The sequence below is a fragment of the Kitasatospora purpeofusca genome, from assembly GCF_034043715.1.
GTDB classification, from domain to species: Bacteria; Actinomycetota; Actinomycetes; order Streptomycetales; family Streptomycetaceae; genus Kitasatospora; species Kitasatospora purpeofusca_A.
In genome coordinates this window covers 22,060-40,045 of sequence record NZ_JAXCLC010000002.1, presented here as the reverse complement: position 1 = coordinate 40,045, position 17,986 = coordinate 22,060, and the positions used below count along the sequence as shown (strand labels likewise).

General features: G+C 75.4%; 15 protein-coding genes. 3 read left to right on the top strand and 12 right to left on the bottom strand.

The genetic code is table 11. The features are described 5' to 3' along the window. Positions 1-148 precede the first annotated feature (148 nt). Positions 149-637: a hypothetical protein gene (locus SM793_RS01405; RefSeq protein WP_320436109.1), complete on the top strand. Its 489-nt coding sequence runs from the start codon at positions 149-151 to the stop codon at positions 635-637. Between the two features lie 381 nt (positions 638-1,018). On the opposite strand, the gene SM793_RS01400 is transcribed toward SM793_RS01405, so the two are convergent. Further along, the gene (locus tag SM793_RS01400; protein ID WP_320436108.1) at positions 1,019-2,188 is read right to left on the bottom strand and encodes a DUF6183 family protein; all 1,170 of its coding nucleotides are present in this window, start codon (positions 2,186-2,188) and stop codon (positions 1,019-1,021) included. Between the two features lie 136 nt (positions 2,189-2,324). Between SM793_RS01400 and SM793_RS01395 the strand changes: the two genes are divergently transcribed. Then, complete coding sequence (locus tag SM793_RS01395; RefSeq protein ID WP_320436107.1) at positions 2,325-3,521, top strand: hypothetical protein; 1,197 nt, start codon at positions 2,325-2,327, stop codon at positions 3,519-3,521. Between the two features lie 37 nt (positions 3,522-3,558). Here SM793_RS01395 and SM793_RS01390 read toward each other — a convergent pair whose 3' ends face one another. Further along, on the bottom strand, positions 3,559-4,542 hold the full coding sequence (locus SM793_RS01390) for a YafY family protein (RefSeq protein WP_320436106.1): 984 nt from the start codon (positions 4,540-4,542) through the stop codon (positions 3,559-3,561). Between the two features lie 63 nt (positions 4,543-4,605). Between SM793_RS01390 and SM793_RS01385 the strand changes: the two genes are divergently transcribed. Next, on the top strand, positions 4,606-4,992 hold the full coding sequence (locus SM793_RS01385) for a VOC family protein (protein ID WP_320436105.1): 387 nt from the start codon (positions 4,606-4,608) through the stop codon (positions 4,990-4,992). Positions 4,993-5,056: 64 nt separating this feature from the next. On the opposite strand, the gene SM793_RS01380 is transcribed toward SM793_RS01385, so the two are convergent. The 10 genes from SM793_RS01380 to SM793_RS01335 form a co-directional block, all read right to left on the bottom strand. Next, positions 5,057-7,078, bottom strand: coding sequence for a hypothetical protein (locus SM793_RS01380; protein WP_320436104.1), 2,022 nt, complete (start codon positions 7,076-7,078; stop codon positions 5,057-5,059). Between the two features lie 306 nt (positions 7,079-7,384). Beyond that, a complete protein-coding gene (locus SM793_RS01375; protein ID WP_320436103.1) occupies positions 7,385-8,119 on the bottom strand; it encodes a hypothetical protein in 735 nt (244 codons plus the stop codon). A gap of 134 nt (positions 8,120-8,253) precedes the next feature. Further along, positions 8,254-12,315 carry a LysM peptidoglycan-binding domain-containing protein gene (locus SM793_RS01370; protein ID WP_320436102.1) on the bottom strand — a complete coding sequence of 1,354 codons (4,062 nt, stop codon included), beginning with the start codon at positions 12,313-12,315 and terminating at the stop codon, positions 8,254-8,256. Beyond that, positions 12,315-12,887 carry a hypothetical protein gene (locus SM793_RS01365; RefSeq protein ID WP_320436101.1) on the bottom strand — a complete coding sequence of 191 codons (573 nt, stop codon included), beginning with the start codon at positions 12,885-12,887 and terminating at the stop codon, positions 12,315-12,317. The genes SM793_RS01370 and SM793_RS01365 overlap by 1 nt, the downstream gene beginning before the upstream one ends. Positions 12,888-13,147: 260 nt before the next feature. Beyond that, on the bottom strand, positions 13,148-13,654 hold the full coding sequence (locus SM793_RS01360; RefSeq protein ID WP_320436100.1) for a TadE/TadG family type IV pilus assembly protein: 507 nt from the start codon (positions 13,652-13,654) through the stop codon (positions 13,148-13,150). Beyond that, a complete protein-coding gene (locus SM793_RS01355; RefSeq protein ID WP_320436099.1) occupies positions 13,651-14,025 on the bottom strand; it encodes a TadE family protein in 375 nt (124 codons plus the stop codon). Before SM793_RS01355 ends, SM793_RS01360 begins: the two co-directional genes overlap by 4 nt. 53 nt (positions 14,026-14,078) lie before the next feature. Beyond that, a complete protein-coding gene (locus SM793_RS01350) occupies positions 14,079-14,366 on the bottom strand; it encodes a hypothetical protein (protein ID WP_320436098.1) in 288 nt (95 codons plus the stop codon). A 75-nt stretch (positions 14,367-14,441) separates the two neighbouring features. Next, positions 14,442-15,320 carry a hypothetical protein gene (locus SM793_RS01345; RefSeq protein WP_320436097.1) on the bottom strand — a complete coding sequence of 293 codons (879 nt, stop codon included), beginning with the start codon at positions 15,318-15,320 and terminating at the stop codon, positions 14,442-14,444. Next, a complete protein-coding gene (locus tag SM793_RS01340; RefSeq protein WP_320436096.1) occupies positions 15,317-16,336 on the bottom strand; it encodes a type II secretion system F family protein in 1,020 nt (339 codons plus the stop codon). The genes SM793_RS01345 and SM793_RS01340 overlap by 4 nt, the downstream gene beginning before the upstream one ends. Then, positions 16,336-17,913 (bottom strand): CpaF family protein, encoded by a 1,578-nt coding sequence (locus tag SM793_RS01335; protein WP_413815852.1) that lies wholly within the window; start codon positions 17,911-17,913, stop codon positions 16,336-16,338. Before SM793_RS01335 ends, SM793_RS01340 begins: the two co-directional genes overlap by 1 nt. Positions 17,914-17,986 lie beyond the last annotated feature (73 nt).

Here is a 17,986-nt window from a genome sequence, read left to right as displayed (position 1 = left end):
AGAGCCCATGAGTCGGTCGGCCTCGCTGGGAGGACCGCCAGGCGGCGGCCGTCCGGGAAGACGGCCAGTACGTCGGCCCGCGCTCGACGAGAACGTGCACCGCCGCCCCCTTGCGAGCTGGGACGAACCACCCTGGTTGGATACGGCCATGGACAGCCACCAGGAATCAGGTCTCTCGAAGAGCGTCTGGAGCGATGCCGACTTCGAGGAGATGGGCTGGCACGACGCCACTGTCCACGGTCTGTACGTGCAGCAGACGAATGACATCCTGCCGAGGCTCCTGCTCGACCTCGACTACATCGTGCGCTGGGTCCACCCGGTCAAGCCGGCGAAGAGCTTCTCCTTCTGGACCGCCCCTGCGACGCTCGTCTTCGAGGAGGTCTGGGACCTTGAGGGCGGCCTCGGGTTCAAGGGCATGCACCCGGAGCTGGAGATCTCCGATGTGCACCGGCTGGTGCCGGACGACGGCAAGCAGGACTGGCCGCAATGGCACATCGAAGGCCACGCGTTCGACCTGAAGTTCCGCGCGTCGGGCTTCCGCCAGTACTTCCGCCAGGCCCCTCGGCTCACCCCGGGCCCGGTCCTGCCCGCCGCCGAGCGCGGCGGTTGCTGCTTCACCGAGGTCGGCTTCGGCTGAGCAGGTTCGTACCACGCGCTCATGGGGTGTGAGCCGAGGGAGGCACGGGCCGGTACCTCGGGAATACCCGGGCCTGCACGCACCGATCGTCGCTCATCTCGGCTCGTACGAAGCAGGGGCCGGGCAATGCGGTATCCCCTTTCAGACGGCCGCTCCCGCGCCGGGATCATCACCGATCCCGGACCTGCCGCCTCCAGCGCCACGTCAGGCAACGTTTGCCCGGTAGCAAGAGGTTGCACTGACGACCAGCTGCCTCGGGAATCGTCGCGGCCCCCGACGCTCGCGCGCTGCGAGTGTCCCGAAGTAACCGCCGGGATCTCCTCCTCGGCGACGTGCCGGAGTGGGAAGTCGGGCGGTCCGACTTCCCACTCCGATGCCGCGTCAGTCGGTGGTCGTCGCTGCCAGGACGGCCAGGCGGCGGTCCGGGGAGACGGCCAGCACGCCCAGGTCCCAGACCACCCGGTGGAACCACGGGGTGTCCGCACTGAACCGGTACCACGCGCAGGCCCGGACGTAGTCCTCCCCCGCACTCGCCGGGGCATCCGGCGGCGCCCCGGCGAGTGCGGCCAGCGAGCGCCAGGCGTGGAGCCGTCCGTAGGCGCCGTGGCAGCCCGAGTCGTACGCGCCGCCGGTGGAGGCGGCGGCGAACAGCAGCTGCCAGACCTCGGCCGCTTCGACGGGGACCACCCCGAACGCGGTCTCCTCCCCGGGCTTCGGCAGGTCGCCCAGGTCCGTCAGGCAGTCCAGGCCCAACGTGACGAGTACGCCGGAGAGGGCGTCGGGATCCAGGGGCTCCGCGAGGGCGAAGGTCCGCGCCTCGGCACGGCCCTCCGGCTCCTCCGGGTGGTCGGCCCAGTTCGCCACCGCCGACGCCATGGCGCGGGCGGTGGCGGCGGACGTCGTCTCCACCGCCTCCGCCACCTGCGCGGCAGCCGGCCTGGGTGCCGGGTAGCGCTCCTCCGGATCCGGGTAGGGGAACCCGCAGCTGCTGCCTTCGACCGAGTAGGCCGGAAGGTCCGGCTCCCGTTCCGGCTCCGCCAGAACCAGCGGCAGCGCGGCCAACGGGTGGTCGCGCCAGTGCGGGGAGGTCGCCCACGAGGCGATGCCCGGGTCCTCCGCCACCGGGACTCCCCTGAGCACCAGTTCGTGGAGCAGGCAGGCCCGCAACTCCTCCGAGACAGCAACCCCCTCCTCGTACACCGCGCCGAGGTCGGCGGGCCGTTGGCAGGAGGCCAGCAGCGAGGCCACGTAGCGGTCGTACTCCGGATCCTCCGGCCTGCCCGCGGCGAGCAGCCGCAGCAGCTCGTCGACGTGCCCGGGGCCGCGGGTCGCCGCCAGCAGGCGCACCAGGCTGTCGAAGAGGTCGTCGAAGGCCGTCGGCTCGGCCGGGACGGCCGACGTCGAGCGGTGCCGGCGGGCCGTCCCGATGCCGAGGTCCGCGACGAAGGCCGCCCCACCGCGCTTGAGACGACGGCGGGCCAGCCGTTCCAGCATCCGGGCGTTCCGGCCGGTCATCGGCATCGTCAGGAGCTTCGGCAGGTCGTCGTCCACGGCGGTCGAGCCTAGACGGCCGCCGATCCGTGGTCGCCGGGTTTCCCTCGGTCCCTCGCCGGTCGGAGCGGCCTGGTCGACGCCCCTCCACGAACGTCCGCCGAACAGCACAACCGGGACCAGCCAGAATGGAGGGATGGACGGACTGGGCGGGGCGCTGGAGCGGGCAGCGGCGGACGGCGATGTGGTGGACGGCTGGCTCCGGGGGCTGGCGGGCAATCCGGTGCTGCCGGTGGAGGCGCTGGCCCGGCTGCTGGAGTTCGACGAGCTGCCGATGCCGGGCTCCTGGCTCCGGTACCGGACCTTGGATGCCGCAGCGACGGAGCTGCTGGTGGCTTCGCCGCAGCTCCAGCACCGATTGGACGTGGCGGAGAACCCGACGGCGGACGTCGACGTTCTGGCCCGGCTCGCGCGGGATCCGGAACCCCGGGTCCGGTTCGTGTACGCGGTGATGCTCTTCGAGCACAAGCGCCGGATCCCCGCCGGGGTGCTGGAGATCCTGGCGGAGGACCCGGAACCGAAGATCCGGCGGATCGCCGGCGGCACTGGAGAGCCGCCGGTCGCGGCGCAGGAGCCGGCACCGGCACCGGTGCTGACGGCGGAGCAGCGGGTGGCGCACCCGGACCGGGCGGTCCGGCTGGAGGCCGCCGCCGATCCCGAGGTGCCGACCGCACTGGCCCTGCGACTGGCGGCGGATCCCGAGAACGACGTCCGGCTCGCGGTGTCGATGCGGGAGGAGCTGACAGAGGCTCAGCGCACCGTGATCCCGTGCACGGTGTGGCGGCAGTTCTGGTCGCCGCCGTCCTGGATCGCACGGCGGGCGACCGATCCGGATGCGGCCCGCCGGATCGCGAGGTCGGCGCACGTCGGGCTGCGGCGGGTGCTCGCGGCGCAGCCGCACCTGGCGCCCGACGTGGTGGCCCTGCTGGCGGCGGACGAGGACGAGTGGGTGCGGCGCACGCTGGCCGAGCGGTGCGAGGACGCGCCGCACGAGCTGTTGGTGGAGCTGTACGCGACGGTGCAGGACCGGTACTGGTCGGGGTTCCGCCACCACCGCAACTTCGCCCGGCCCGGGTTGGCCCGGTTCGCCGACGATCCCGATCCGCGTCTGCGGCACGCCGCGCTGGACGACCCGGAGGCCGGGCCGGAGCTGGTGCTGCGGCTCGCCGACGACCCCGAGGTGGGCGGCTGGGCGGTCGCCGACCCCAGGCTGCCCGCCGAAGAACTGCTCCGGCGGCTCACCCTGCCGGCCCGGGCCGCGGCTGCCGCAAGCAATCCGGCACTGCCGGTGGCGGTCATGCACCGCCTGCTGGACCTCGCCCGGGAGCGCTGACCTGCCGGGCGGCCGCCCTGTACCCGACTGCGGAGAGCTACTTCTCGCTCGGTTCGCCATGCGTCGACGGCGCGCCGTTGGCCGCGAGGAGGGCGCGGGAGCGGCGCAGGAGTGCCTCCCGTACGTCGTCCGGGGACAGGACGCGCAGGGGTACGGCCAGGCCGAGCAGGTATCCGGCGAGCCCGTCCGCGTCGGGGCCGCCGATGTCGACGACGGTGGCGTCGGGGCCGTCCGGGCGGTGGGTGCCGACCGTCGGTGGGACCAGCCGCAGTGCTTGCTCCAGGGGCAACGGGAGACGGACGGTCGTATAGAGCGGGTAGGTGCCGGTCGCGATGGATCGGGAGACGAGCAGTACCGGGTCGGGCGGGTCGAGGAGTTCCACCGCTTGCCCGGTCGGCTGTATGCGAGCCACCCGGTCCGCCCGGAACGTCCGCCACTCGCCGCGCGTCACGTCCCGGGCGACGAAGTACCAGCGGCGTCCTGTGTGCACGAGGCGGTAGGGGTCGACGTCCCGGGTGGTGGCTTTCCCTTCCCGGTCGCGGTACGACAGTTGGACGCGCTCGCCCCGGCGGCACGCGGTCGCCAGCTCCAGCAGCATGCCGGGCGAGATCTGCGGCTCGTCGGGCCCGGGGGTCTGCACAAATGCGGCGTCCATCTCACCGAGTCGGCCGGCGATCCGCGGTGGCAGGACCTGGCGCAGTTTCAGGAGTGCCGACAGTGCGGCCTGGTCGCCGCCGAGAACGCCGCTGAGTGCTGCCGCGCGCAGCCCGACGGCCACGGCGAGGGCCTCTTCGTCGTCGAGGACCAGCGGCGGCACCCGGCTTCCGGCCCCGAGGCGGTAACCGCCCCAGGGCCCGGGGTCGGACTCGACTCCGTAGCCGAGTTCCCGGAGGCTGGCGATGTCCCGGCGCACCGTGCGCTCGGTGACCGCCATCCGGTCGGCCAACTCACCGCAGGTCCACGAGGGTCGCGCGGAGAGCAGTGACACCAGTCGCAGCAGGCGGGCCGAAGTGCTGATCACATCGGGAAGTATCCCGCACGACCAGGACCGAACCTGTCCTGGTCCCGTCATAACGTCTGCCGTATGAGCACTGGAAAGACATCCGCACCTGCGGCCCGCTTCGCGGCCGTCACCTTCGACTGCCAGGACCCCGCCGAACTGGCCCGCTTCTACGGCGACGCCCTTGGACTGCCCGTCGTCCACTCCACCGACGACTTCGTCCTGCTCGGCCAGGAGGGCTCGGCCGGACTGGGGTTCAACCGCCTGACCGACTACCGACGTCCCACCTGGCCGGACCCGGCCCAGGAGAAGCAGGCCCACATCGAACTGGGGGTCGACGACCTGGACACCGCCCAGGCTCGGCTGCTCGCCCTGGGGGCGGTCGAGCCCGCCGTCCAGCCGAACCCCGACCGGTGGCGGGTCCTGCTGGACCCCGCGGGGCATCCGTTCTGCATCACCACCCTGGTCTGAGGGCGGTCGGCAGACTGACGACCGGACAGCGCGCACTGTGCTCCGGCAGGACGCGCGTCCCCGGTCAGGCCGGGTCGGGGCGGGGGCCGGCGAGGGTGGCGAGGTGGCGTTCGGCGGCGCGGAGCTTGCGGCCGTCGGGACCGGGGAGGTGGGCGCGCAGTTCGATGATCTCCGGGGCGATCCGCAGGGCCTCCGCGCGGTCCGGGATCGCCCGCCAGCAGGCCTCCGCGTTGGTCGCCGCGCGCTGGGTCTCCGGATGCTCGGGGCCCTCGCTGCGGAGCAGGGTCAGGGCGACCTCGCGGTAGATGCCGGCGGCCTCGGCCGTCCGGCCGGCGAGCCGGGACACGTGGGCACGGACCTGCCGGACCTGGAGGACCGGGGCCGAGACCGGGCCGTGCTCGGCGATCGCCTCCAGCTCCAGGGCGAAGGCCAGGTCGGTGGCGGCCGCATGGTCACCCGCGTCGGCGCTGCGGACGATCCGGCCGATCACCTCGAGGTAGTCGGCGCGGGGCTGGGAGCGGTCCGGCGCGGGGGCGGGGGCGGCATCCGCCGGGGCGGGGTCGGCAGGGGCGGAGTCGGCCGGGGCCGCCTCGGGCTCCGGCGAGGACTCGGGCTCGGGCTCGGGCTCCTCGGTGACGTCCTCAGCCTCCACGTCGGTGGGCGGCACATCGGCCGGGGTGGCGTCGGTCGGCTCCGGTTCCTCCACCGGCTCAAGCTCGGCCACGACCTCGGGCGCGGGCTCGGCCACAACCTCGGGCTCCGCCGCCGGCGGCTGCCAGGCACCGGCCTTCCGCAGGTCGACCGGGTGCGGCGGGAGCGGCGGGGTGGGCGGTACGCCGGGCTTGAGCAGGTTCACCGGCCCGTCGGACGGCCACGCCGGGGCGGCATCGGCAGGGGCTCCGGCAGTCGGCTTGTCCAGGGTGACGGCCGGCCGGGGGCCCGGCACCGCGTCCTGCGGGACGGCGGCGTCCCGGGGCGACTCACCCCAGGGCCGGTCGTCCCAGGTGACCTCGTCCGGCGCGGCCGGGCGGGGCAGGACGGCGGCCGGGCTCGGGGCCTCGTACGGGGCGTACTCGGTCGGCGCTCCCTCGCCGCGCCGCGCGGTGTTGCGGAAGAACGGGCGGTCCGGGGCGTGCGTGCTGACCACGATCACGTCCGGGCGGAGCACCGAGTAGACCTGGTGGCGCAGCTGTTCCGGCGCGAGGACGGCCTCGCCGCCGGGGCGCCCGCCGTGCAGGGCCTCGATCAGGGCGCGGGTGAAGGTGCCGATCTGGTCCGGGTCGGGGCTGACCACCGCCCACAGCGGCAGCCCCTCACTGAGCGGCGCGAGGTCTCCCTGGAGCAGCGACCAGGCGTTCTGGTCGGCGCTCAGGTCGGCGACGACCAGCGTCTGCCACTCGGCCGGGCGGTGCCGCAGCTCGCCGGCGATCGACTGCCAGGCGAGGCCGTCCTGACGGATGCTGCCGGGCTTGGAGTCGCGCAGGGTCAGGTGGAGCTGGCCGCCGCGCTTGTCGGCGAGCAGGTGGCCGCCGAAGTGGACGAGCAGCGGTCCGGGGTGGCGGGCGGCGGCGCGCAGGTGGGCGAGCACGGTGTGCGGGTCGCTGGCGCCGGGGAGGTGCACGGCGTCGACGGTGTCGGCGGCCAGCAGCACCTGCGGGGAGACGGCGGCGAGCATCGCGGACAGCACCGGGGCCTGGGCGGGGCCGCCGCGGCCCCAGGTGCGTCGGCCGGAGGTGCCGTAGCCGCCCTCGACGACCAGGATCCGGCCGCGCGGGCCGCCGCCCAGGCCGCCGCCGATGCCGGGCAGGCCGTGCGCCGGGGTGGCGCCGGGGAGGGTGAACGGCAGCGGCGTCGCGCCGGCCGGGGCCGGGACGACGGGCGCGCCGCCCATGGCGGGCATGCCGGTGACGGTCCATCCGGTGGACGGCGCGGGCGGTCCTGGCACCGGGCCCGGGGCGGGCTGTGAGGCCGGTTGCGGGGCCGGGGGCTCGTAGAGCGCGGCCGGGCCGGGCGGGTGCTCCTCGTAGGCGTTGCGCGCTGACCTCGGCGGCACGGCGTCCTGGGGGCCGGGGCCGGCGTCCGTCACGGGGTCGGGACCTCCGGGGACCGCCGTAGTCTCCGCCATTTCCAGGTCACCGCCCCGCCCCGCCGCTGAGCGGCGTTCTGCTGCCTCGTACCCCGTGTGGCGCCTGTCACCACACACGGGCGCCACCCTACGAGATCGGGTGACGCCGGAGCCAGGCCGGGTGGGTGAACAGGGCCCCGCGCGGAGATCCCGCAGGCCGGAGCGGCTGCCCGAGCGGCGGCCGGAGCGGGAGGTCGACCGGGCCGACTTCCTGCTCCGCGCCCGGCCTTTGCTGCGGCAGCGTCAACGTCAGCGTCGGCGGCAACGTCAGCAGGGATCGCCCACTTGGTCGGCCACGGCGAAGTCCGTTCCGCAGTCCGTGCAGTGCGCGTGTCCGAAGAGGTGGGTCAGCGCGGTGGCGACATCCCTCCGGCCGTCGCCGAGCGCGAGTGTGTGGAGACGTTGGCCGATGCCGCGCAGGTCACCGGGGTCCGCGGGTCGCAAGGGGGCCTTCTCGACGTCGTCGTGCAGGGCGTAATCGCCGCTCGTGGAGAAGCAGCCGTAGTCACCGATGGCGATGAACAGGTCGGTTTCGCAGTGGGGGCAGGAGATCTGGTACTCCCCGTTCACGAGCCCCCAGGCCAGCTCCTCGCCCCAGACCGGGACGCCTTCGAAGGCCAGGAGGGCTTCGAGCAGGTAGATGTAGTCGGTGCGGTCGGAAGCCGTCCGGAGGTGCTCGTTCGCCATCCGCAGCAGGACCGCGATGTCCTGCGCGTTCTTCACCCGGACGTCGCCGGCCTCGTTCAGCTGGTCCGCCCCCGCCACGATCGCGGCCGCCAGGTGCAGTGCGTTCAGTTGCTCCGCCGTGTCGGCAGCGGCGGCGATCGCCGTCAGCCGGGGAAGCGCCGCGACGCTGGCCGAGTAGACGCTGCCCTGGTGGCAGAGGGCCGACCACAGCTCGCTCCAGCGCTCGGCACTCGGATCCGTTTCGATCCGGTCCAGCAGGGCGGGTATGTCTTCCGCGGAGCCGTAGGCATGGCTGAGTCGCGACCAGTCCGTCATGCCGGTATTCCATCAGGCCGGTGTGACAGTCGGCCGTTCCCGCCCCCCGGGGCGACCGGGCAGGACGCACCGCGCCCCGCTCGGCACGCGGTGTGCGGGCCGGGCGGGGCGGGGAGTGCTGACGGTTCGCCGGGTCAGGAGCCGGCGAGGAGGTCGCGGAGGAGGGCGATCGTGTCGGCGTCGAGTTCGCGACCGGTCCGGCGGCTGAGTGCGTCGAGGCGGTTGACGGCGCGCAGGAGTTGGTCCCGGGCGCCGGCCGAGGCGTAGGCGTAGAACAGGTCGCGGTGCAGCAGTTCGACGTCCGGGGCGACGGCGAGGCCGCGGAAGACGGCGGCCTCGGCGCTGCGGTGGTCGCCGTACTGGAGGCGGCGGGCGGCGAGTTCGTGGGAGGTGTCGACGATCGCGGCGATCATGTCCTGCCGCTCGGCCTCGGCCCAGCCGAACGAGGCGGGCGGGGCCTCCGCGAACGGGGCGCCCCGGACCAGGGCGAGGGCGTGGGCGAGGGCCGCGTCGGCGGTGGCGCTGGTGCTGCGCATACCGCGCCGGTAGAGGCTGCGGAACTCGTCCCAGTCGCAGGTGACGGCCGGGGCGAAGGTGCAGCCCTCGGCCTGGCCGGTGACCAGCAGGGGCCGGCCGTCCGAGGCGGTGCCCAGCCAGGCCGCCAGGTCGGCGAGCTTCTCGGACAGCGGGTTCCGGGCGTCGGCGGCGGTGGGGTGCGGGTCCAGGTGGGCCGCACCGGGGTGCAGGTCGTGGTCGAGGGCGGCATGGTCGGCGCCGGGGCGCAGGGCCAGGTAGGCGGCGAGCTCGGTGAGCCGGCCGATCGCGCCGGGTTCGGCGGTGCCACCGGTGCCGGCGACGTCGACCGGGCCGAGCAGGCGGATCCGGGGGGCGTTGCGGACGGCGTGCGCCTCCGGCGAGCGGAGGATGGCGAGCAGGTCGTCGCTGTCGCTGCGCCCGGAGGTGGTGGTCCGGGCGGGCGCGGTGGCGGCCGGGCCGGGCTCGGGCCTGGTCGGGACGCGCGGGTCGGCGCCGGTGGGTGCGGGGGCCGGGTCGTGCGTCGGTACGGGCTCGGGGGCGGGTTCGAGGGCGGGCACGGGCGCTGGGGCGGGGACAGCGGGCTCGGGGACGGCGGGTACGGGGGTGGGCGCGGGGGTGGCGGGCGCGGCGGACGGGCCCGCGAGCACCGGACCCACCGGGCCCATCGGTGGCACCGGTGCCACCGGCTGGACGGGCGCGACAGCCGTCGGCAGTCCGAGGTTCTGGGTCGTCTCGTCGCCCTCGTAACCCTCGGCCCCCTCAGGGCCGTCGGATCCGGCACCGCCGTCGGTCTCCGGCCCGGCGGGCGGCGCGACCGGGAAGGCGGCGGCCGGTCCGGTGGGGACCACGGCGGGAACCACGGCGACCGCCGGTGCCACCGGAACCGGTCCGGTGGCGGCGCCGGCCTGTCGGCCGAGCCCGTTGACGAAGTGCCGCGGCGCCGGCAGCGCGGCCGGTCCGACGGACCCCGGCACCGGCGCCGCCGGGTCGGTGCCCGCGAACGGGCTGGCCCCGGTGCCGATCACCCGCGCCAGCAGCCGAGGTCCGGCCGCCGCCCGGCCGCCGCCGGTGTCGCCGTCCGCGTCGTCCCCGGAGTCCGGGTCGCCCAGGGCGGCGTCCAGCGCGGCGAGCGAGAAGCCGCCCGCCGGACCGTCCGACCCGGGGCCCGACGCCGCGCCGACGGCCGCGAGGACCGGCACGGCGGCCAGGAGGTCGGCGGGCTCCAGCTCGTCGCCGTCCAGGGTCCACGCGGGGGCGGGGTGCTGGGTGCTGTCGTCGGCGGCCCGGAGCAGCTCGGTGACCTGCTCGTACTGGCCGGTGGTCAGGCGCTGGAGTTCCAGGGTGAGGTGCAGGCCGGGGACGGTGGCCTGGCCGGTGGCCGGGAGGGTCCAGCGGGCGACCGGGCCGGTGCCGCGCTCGGGGGCGCGGGTGACCACGGCGACGCAGGTCCGGGGCCGGGCGTCGAGCAGCCGGCCGAGTTCGGCCGGGACGCCGCCGCCGGGCTGGTGGCCGCAGAGCACGATCTCGGGGACCCAGGACTCGTCGGCCAGGCCCCGGCTGCGGGCGTCCCGGGGGCTGGCGGCCTCGGCCGAGACCAGGGTGGCCCGGGCCTTGGCGGTGCGCGGGCCGAGTGCGGCGAGCGCGGCGTCGAGGGTGGTGTGGCGGTGGATCCGCTCGGCGGCCGGTCCGCTGATCGGCATCTCCTCGGCGAGGTCCACCAGGTGCAGGTGGAGCCGGTCCGCGAGCGGGCTGTGGGCGAGTTCGAGGGCCAGGGTGCGCAGCACGTCGCGGGCGTCGTCCGGGTGTCCGGAGAGATGGAGCAGCCGGACCGTCTCCAGGTCGGCGAGGACGATCGAGCCGTCCGCGGCCGAACCCAGGGTGACCAGGGCCGGGTAGGGGGCGGCGGTCTTGCGGGCCTGGGCCGGCGAGAGCAGGCCCTCGGAGTCGGCGGCGCACCACCAGATGTCGGGCGTGTGGGCGGCGCGGAACGGCGCGATGGGCGCGGCGGGGCCGGAGAGGTGGAGTTCGATCGTGCGGCCGGGGGTGATCCTGGCGGCGACGATCGCGGGCAGCCGCTTGCCGCCGCGGACGGTGTTGCGGGCCATGCTGCGCAGGGCGCGGTCGAGCAGGTGCAGGCCGGCGTCGTCCTGGCGGGCCTTCAGTTCGGCCTCGAAGGCGGCGGCCGGGGCGCTGGGCATGGCGATGCGGTGCCGGGGGCGGCGGGCGCGCAGCTGGCCGCCGCGCTTGCGGGCGACGGTCCCGACCATGATCGCGGCGAGCAGCACGCCGACGGTGGAGGCGGCGAGGGCGACGCCGTAGTCGTCGTTCGCCTTCTCGGCGTGGGCGGCCGGGGCCTGGGCCTCGATCTTGGGAGCGGGCGTTCCCGCTGGGGCCTGCGCGGAGGGCTGGGCCTGCGCGGGCGGCTGCGCCGGGGCGGGCGGCTGCGCGGCGGGTGCCGAGGGCGGCTGCGCGGCGGGTGCCGAGGGCGGCTGGGTGTTCGGCGCGGGCGGCGGCGGGGCCGGCGCGGGAGCGGGCGCCTGCTCAGCCTCAGGAGCGGGGGCGGGAGCAGGAACGGGAGCGGGAGCCGGGGCACCGGGCAGGCTGAGCACCATGCCCGGCACCACCACGTCCGGGTCGGTGAGCCGCTCGCCGTCGGGCGCCTGGACGCCCTGGTTCGCCTCGAACAGCTTCGGCCAGGCCTCCGCGTCGCCCAGCTCCCGTTCGGCGATCGCCGACAGGCTCTCGCCGGGCTTCACGGTGACGGTGCCGCCGTGGGCCTCGCCGCCGGCCGGGCCGGTCTGCGGCGTACCGGCCGGAGCAGGTGCGGGGGTGGCGGGCGCGGGCGCCGCCTGGTCGGGCTTGGCGTCGGCCGGCATGGCGAGCTTCCAGCCGGGCTGGATCGGCCGGTCCGCGTCGAAGCGGATCCCCGAATCGTCCATCACCCGGCCGTCGTTGAGCTTGGCGATCTCCACCCAGCGTTCGCCGGAGCCGAGTTGGCGCTCGGCGATGGACCACAGGCTGTCGGCCGGGCGGCTGTCCCGCACGGTGTAGCCGGCCTGCGGGTCGGCGGCCGGGGCGACGGCCGGCGCGGCCTGCGCGGCGGCCTGCTGCGCGCCCGCGGCCACCTGCGCGGTGGCGGCGGCCGGGGCGTGCTCGGCGGTGGCGGCGAAGGCCGAACCGGCCACCGGCACCAGGGCGATGACGGCGCCGACCAGTCCGGCCGCGGCCCGCTGGCTCCAGCCGAAGGCCGGGATCCGCCGGGCCACCCGGCCGCGCAACTGCGCCGGGACCTCCAGCAGGACGGAGAGCGCGAAGCACGCCCAGCCGACCCAGCCGACCACCACCAGCAGCCAGAGGAACAGCCGCCCGTCGTCGGGGCTGGTCAGCATCGCACCGATGCCGTCGGGCGCGAGTTCGCCCATGTCGGCCACCGCCCGGGTGCCGTACAGCAGCAGGGCGGGCACGCCGACCATCAGGACGAGCAGGGTGATCAGGGCCGCGATCGCGGCGAGTACGGCGCCGCCCCGGCCGCGCCGACGGCCGCCGCGCGCCCGATGGGACGGCAGCGGCGCCGGCCGTCGGCCGGACGCGGGGGTGGTGTTCGCTCCCCGGGCCGGACGCCCGGCACGGGTCTGGTCCTTGGCGCGTGGCGCGGCCATCAGGCGGTCTCCGCTTCCTTGACTCCGTGGACGAGGGTGGCGCTCCCCTTGCCCGTGACCTTCCGTTTGCCGAGTTCGCCCAGCAGGACGGGGCGGAACTCGGCCCGCACCGTGATCGTGACGGTGGCGCCGTCCGGCGAGAACTCCACGTCGGCCGCTGACAGCCCGTACAGCGCGAGGTAGCTGTCGGCCGCCGTCTCGACGTAGCTCCGTGCCCTCAGTTTGTACCCTTCGCCCCTCAACAGCGCTGCCTCGTCCAGCTGTTGGCCGGCCATCCGGGCGGCCTCCTGGGCGTAGGCGTCGACCCGCTCGGCGAGCCGCAGCTTGCCGCCGGCGTCGATGACCAGTGCGATGACCAGCACCACGTAGGCCGCACAGATGGCGACGAAGATCGACAGCGCGCCCCGGTCCGAACGGCCGCCGAGCGGACCGCCCAGCCGGGCCCGCGACGACCGGGCCCGCGACGACCGGGCCCGCAATGACCCGGCACCGAGCAGCCGGACACCGAGCAGCCGGGCACCGAGCAGCCGGGCACGGGGCAGCCGCACCGCGCGCGTGCGTGCGCGTGCCATGGCGTTCCCTCCCCACCTGCTCCTCCGCCCTCCCCCGGGCGCCCTCCGCTTGCGTCTCCCCCGCCCGACGGCTCCCCAATCCCCGTCCGGCCGCCTCGTCGTCACAGCCCTGTCACCGCCCACGCCACGACCCGACACAATCTCCACCCACTCGCCGCGCTCGACCCACTCGACCCCCTCGACCCGCGTGCCGCACTCGACCCCCCACGGGCCGCTCGCGGCATCCGGGCCGCGCGCCCCACCGGCCGACACCCCGGGCCTCACTGGCCCCGGTACCGGTCGATCACCGAGGCGAACCAGCCGGTGAGCGTCTTCGGGAAGAGGTCCGGCCCGCCGATCAGGTCCCCCAGGTAGACCTCGCACTTCACCGTCACCTCGACCGTCTCCCAGGTGACGCCCTGACTGGTCCGTTTCTTCTTCTCGACGGTGACCTTGCTGGTCCGGCAGTGCACTCCCTGCTGCCGCATCGAGTCCGCGGCGGAGGCCTTCGCCGCGGCGTCCATGTCGCCCGTGCGGGCCATCGACGCCGCGCGGGCCGCCGAGCGGGCCGCCGCCTCGACGGTGCCGCCGGCGGTCTGCATCCGCCCCGCCGCGACCGCGACCAGGATCAGCGCGACCACGGCGGGTGCGACGATCGCCGCCTCGATCGCCGTGCTGCCGCCGTCCCGCCCCCGCCCCGACCGGGCGCGGCGGCGGGCGGCGAGGCCCCGCGGCCACCCGCCCGACCGCCTGCCCGGCCGCGCTCCCGGCCGACCTCCCGGACTCACGGCCGCACCACCGGGGGCACGAACCGTTCGCGCGGGGCCTCGGCGAACTGGGTGACGGTCGGCGGCGTGATGAACGGGATGATGACCGGGGGCGTCACCTCGACGGTGACCTTGATCAGCACCGGCGAGCTGCCGTCGGTGACGACCCGGTGGTCCGTGTCGCCCTGCCGGTTCAGGAAGTCGTCGGCCTGCCGCCGCGCGGCCTCGTTCTTCTGCTCGTCGGTCCCGCTCCCCTGGCCCCGCCCCGCGTCGACGCCCTCGCGGGCAGCACTCAGCGCGAGTTGGCGGTGGTACCACCACATCCCGGTCTGGGCGACGGTCATGACCAGGATCAGGACGATCGGGAAGACGATGGCCAGACTCAGGGTCATCGCCCCCCGGTCGGAGCGGCGGGGACGACGGCGGCGGAGGCGACGACGGTGGGTCACGAGCCGGCCGGAGCCCCGGCGCCGCCGGTGTACTTCGGGTCCTGGTTGACCTTGGTGACGACCTTGTCCTTCAGAGCGACCAGGGCGAACACCACCAGGCCCGCGATGAACACCAGCGCGATGACGGCGAGCGCGAGTTCGATGCTGATGGCACCCTTGTCGCCGCGCGCCCGGGCCGCCTTGGCCCGGCCCATCCGGAAGTGGAAGAGCGTGGTGGCGAACTGGAGCGGCAGCAGGGCCGCGCCGACGAGTAGGAAGACCAGTGGCTTGAGTCGGTCCTTCATGAACTGCTCCCAGGGTGAGGTGCGGTGACGGAGGCGCTGACCTCCGCGACGGGGTGACTCGTCGGACGGGGTGGTTCAGCTGAGCATCTTGAACAGCGCCGGGAAGACGACCAGAAAGGTCATCAGCATGGTCAGCGCGGACCCGGGCGCCACCATCCGCTCACTGTCGGCGTTGGCCCGGGCGAGGTCCTCCGCCAGCAGTTCGCCCCGCAGGCCCTTGGACCGGGCCCGCAGGGTGTCGTAGACGGCGGCCCCGTCGGTGCCGGAGATCCGCATGATGTCGGCCAGGTCCTGGAGCGGCGTCAGGCCCAACTCCTCGGCCAGCGCGTCCAGTCCGGCCCACGGCGGCAGCCGGTCGGTGGCCGCCCGGTCCAGCGCGTCCCGGATCCGGAGGAACACCGCGCCGCGTCCGACGGCGGCGGCCCGGCGCAGCGCCTCGGCCGGGCCGAGGTCGGCGGCCCGTTCCATCGCCACCAACTCCAGGTAGGCGGCGATTCCGTGCAGGTACTCGACCCGCGCCTCCTTGGCCTCACCGCGCACGATCCCGTCCGGGACGAACCAGAGCAGCCCGGCCAGCAGCGGCCCGACCACCAGCGGCAGGGCGAACGGCAGGTCCAGGTCGAGCAGCAGCGCCGCCACCGCCAGGTACGGCGGCAGCACCAGTCCGAGCAGGGCGAAGAGCAGCTTGTGCGCCATGAACCGCGCCGGGGTGCGGCCGATCAGGGCGAGTTCGCGCTTCGGGACGCGGACCCCGCGCAGATGGACCGAGCGCTCGCCGATCCGGTCGAACCAGCGCGGCCGCTCGTCCGGACCGGGGGTGCGGTCGGCCGGGGTGCGGTGCAGCCGGTCCAGCGCCTGGCCCAGATCGGGCGGCGAGGGCCGGAGTTCGGCGATCAGCATGGCGAGGCCGCCCGCCGCGACGGCACCGGCCAGCACGGACCACGGGGAGATCATCGGGCCTCCCCGAGCAGTCGCGCGGTGCCCTCGGCCCCGTCGGGGCCGTCGGCCGGGGCCGTCCCGTCGGCGCCGTCCGGGGCCTGTCCGTCGGCGCGCCGGAGCAGCGCGCGGCCGGTCCGGCTGCGGCGGTCCGGCTCCAGCAGCCGCGGCACCGGCGGGTACGAGGCCAGCGCGCGCATCCAGGCGATCACGCCCACGAACAGCGCGCAGATCACGCCGAGCACGATCTGGCCGAGCGCCGTGCTGTAGGGGGCGGTGTACTCGGTGTTGAACGAGCCCACGGTGACGACCAGCAGGATGATGCCCACCAGCCAGCGGATGGTGGTGCGGTGCTTGGCCCGGTCGGCCTCGATGGTGCGCCGCTGCCGGACCTCCTCCCGGACCGACTCGGCCATGTCGGACAGGGCCCGGGCCAGGCCGGGGCCGCTGTCGGCGGCGCGCAGCACCAGCGCGGCGAGCACCTTGTCGGCGGTGGCGTCGGCCATGCCGTCGGCGAACAGCCGCAGCGCCTCCTCCGGACGCCAGCGGGCCTGCAGCCGGGCGGCCAGTTCGCCGACCTCGGCCTCGATCGCGGCGGGCGCGGTGCGGCGGCTGGTGATGATGGCCTGGTTGAGGCCGACGCCGAGCAGCAGCACGTCGGCGATCCGCTGGGTCCACTCCGAGAGCGCCTCCAGCCGTTCGATCCGGTCGGTGTCCGAGCGGGTGGTGTCGAACAGCCAGGGCAGGCCGAACACCGCCAGCGGCACCAGCAGCACCGTCAGCGGGATGCCGGTGAACAGCCAGCCGAGCGGCGCCCCGATCAGCGTGAGCGGCAGCTGGATCCGGCGCAGCCGCGCCATCCGGTCGGAGGCGGTGCCGGGCGCGCCGTACCAGAACACGTGCAGCCGGGAGGCGAGCGGGTTGAGCGGCCGGGGCTCGGCCTGCTCCCGCGCCGGGTCGCTGCCGCGCGCCCAGGCCACCAGGGCGACCAGGCCCGCCGTGACGGCGAGGCCGCAGAGCACGAAGAGCGGCATCACCGGGCACCACCGCCGATCCGCAGTTGGAGCGGCTCGGCCCAGCTGCCGTAGCGGGAACCGAGCAGCGCGGCGTCGAAACCGGCCCGGCGCAGGTCGTCCAGGCACTGCGGCGGGGTGTGCGGGACGGCGCGCGGCTCGCCCAGCTCGGGGCGCGGACCGAACACGGTGTTCAGCGCCGGCCGGCCGCTCTCGCCGAGGCCGGCGACCTCCAGGACGTGCGAGACGAAGCGGTGCCGACGGCCGCCGACGTGCGTCTCGTCGACCATCGACACGTGCACGATGAAGTCCACGGCGTTGGCGGTGAGCCGGTAGGCGAGCGCGTCGGTCATGTGCGAGCCGTACTCCAGGCAGAGTTCGGCGATGCGGTCCACGACCATGTGCGGGCCGCGCGCGTGCAGGGTGCACATCGAGCCGCCCTCGCCGTTGGTCATGACGCGCAGCATCGGGACGACCTCGCCGGAGCGGACCTCGCCGACGATGATCCGGGAGAGGGTCATCCGCAGCGCCGCCGGGATGAGGTCGCCGATGGTCAGCTCGCCGGCCGACCGGCCCTCCACCCGCTCGCCGTTGCCCTCCCGGGCCTCCATCGGGACGACCTGGCGCAGGTGGCCGAGGGTGTGCAGCCAGAGCTCGAACTCCGACTCCAGGGTGCCGACCCGCTCGTCCGGCGGGATCTCGGCGGCCATCGCCCGCAGCAGGCTGGTCTTGCCGACGCCCTGGGTGCCGGTGATCATCACGTTCTTCCGGGCCCGGATGGCCGAGGCCAGGAAGGCCGCGAGGGTGCCGTCCACGGCACCGAGCCGGACCATCTCGGGCAGGGTCGCCGAGGCCACCCGGTGCCGGCGGATCGCGACGTACGGGCGCGGGGTGACCTCGGTGAGCGCCTGGAGGCGCATGCCGCCCTCCAGGCGCAGGGCGAGCGTCGGGCTGGCGGTGGACAGCGAGCGTTCGCCGCCGCCGTGCTGGCGGGCCAGGTCCTGGAGCAGTTCGACGAGTTCGGCGTCGCTGTCGGCCACCGGTGGGACCTGGCGCAGCGGCTGGTGCACCCGGGAGACCCAGACGTCGTCGCAGCCGTTGACGAGGATGTTCTCGATGTCCGGGTCGTCCAGGTAGGGCTGGAGCCGGCCGGCCCGGAACAGCAGGTCGAAGACGGCCTCGGCGAGGGCGCGGTCCTGCTCGCGGGTCGGCGGGATGCCGTGGGTCTGCGCGTAGGCGTCGGACCAGCGGGCGACGGCCTCCTCGATCAGCGCGCGGCCGCGCTGGCGGCGGGTGGCCCGGTCCGGCTCGGCGCCGGAGCCCGAGGTCAACCGGCTGATCTGCTGGTGCAGTTCGGCGGCGACCTGGCGCTTCAGCTCGCGTGCCACCGCGGGGTCGACGGCGGGCCGGGTGCCGGCGCCGCGCCGGTCGAGCGAGGGCAGCGCGGAGGGGACGGCGGTGGGCGTCGCGGCGGCGGCGGGAACGGCGGCCGTCGGCGCTCCCGCCGCCTGGCCCGGGGGCACCGGGCCGGGAGCTGCCGGGCCAGGAGCTGCCGGGCCGGGAGCTGCCGGGCCGGGGACGACCCGGCCGGTGGTCATCGGCCCGACCGGGCCGGGCAGTGGCGTCGACCAGGGCAGCGCGGCCGGGTCGGTCGCGGGCTGCTGGTGCAGC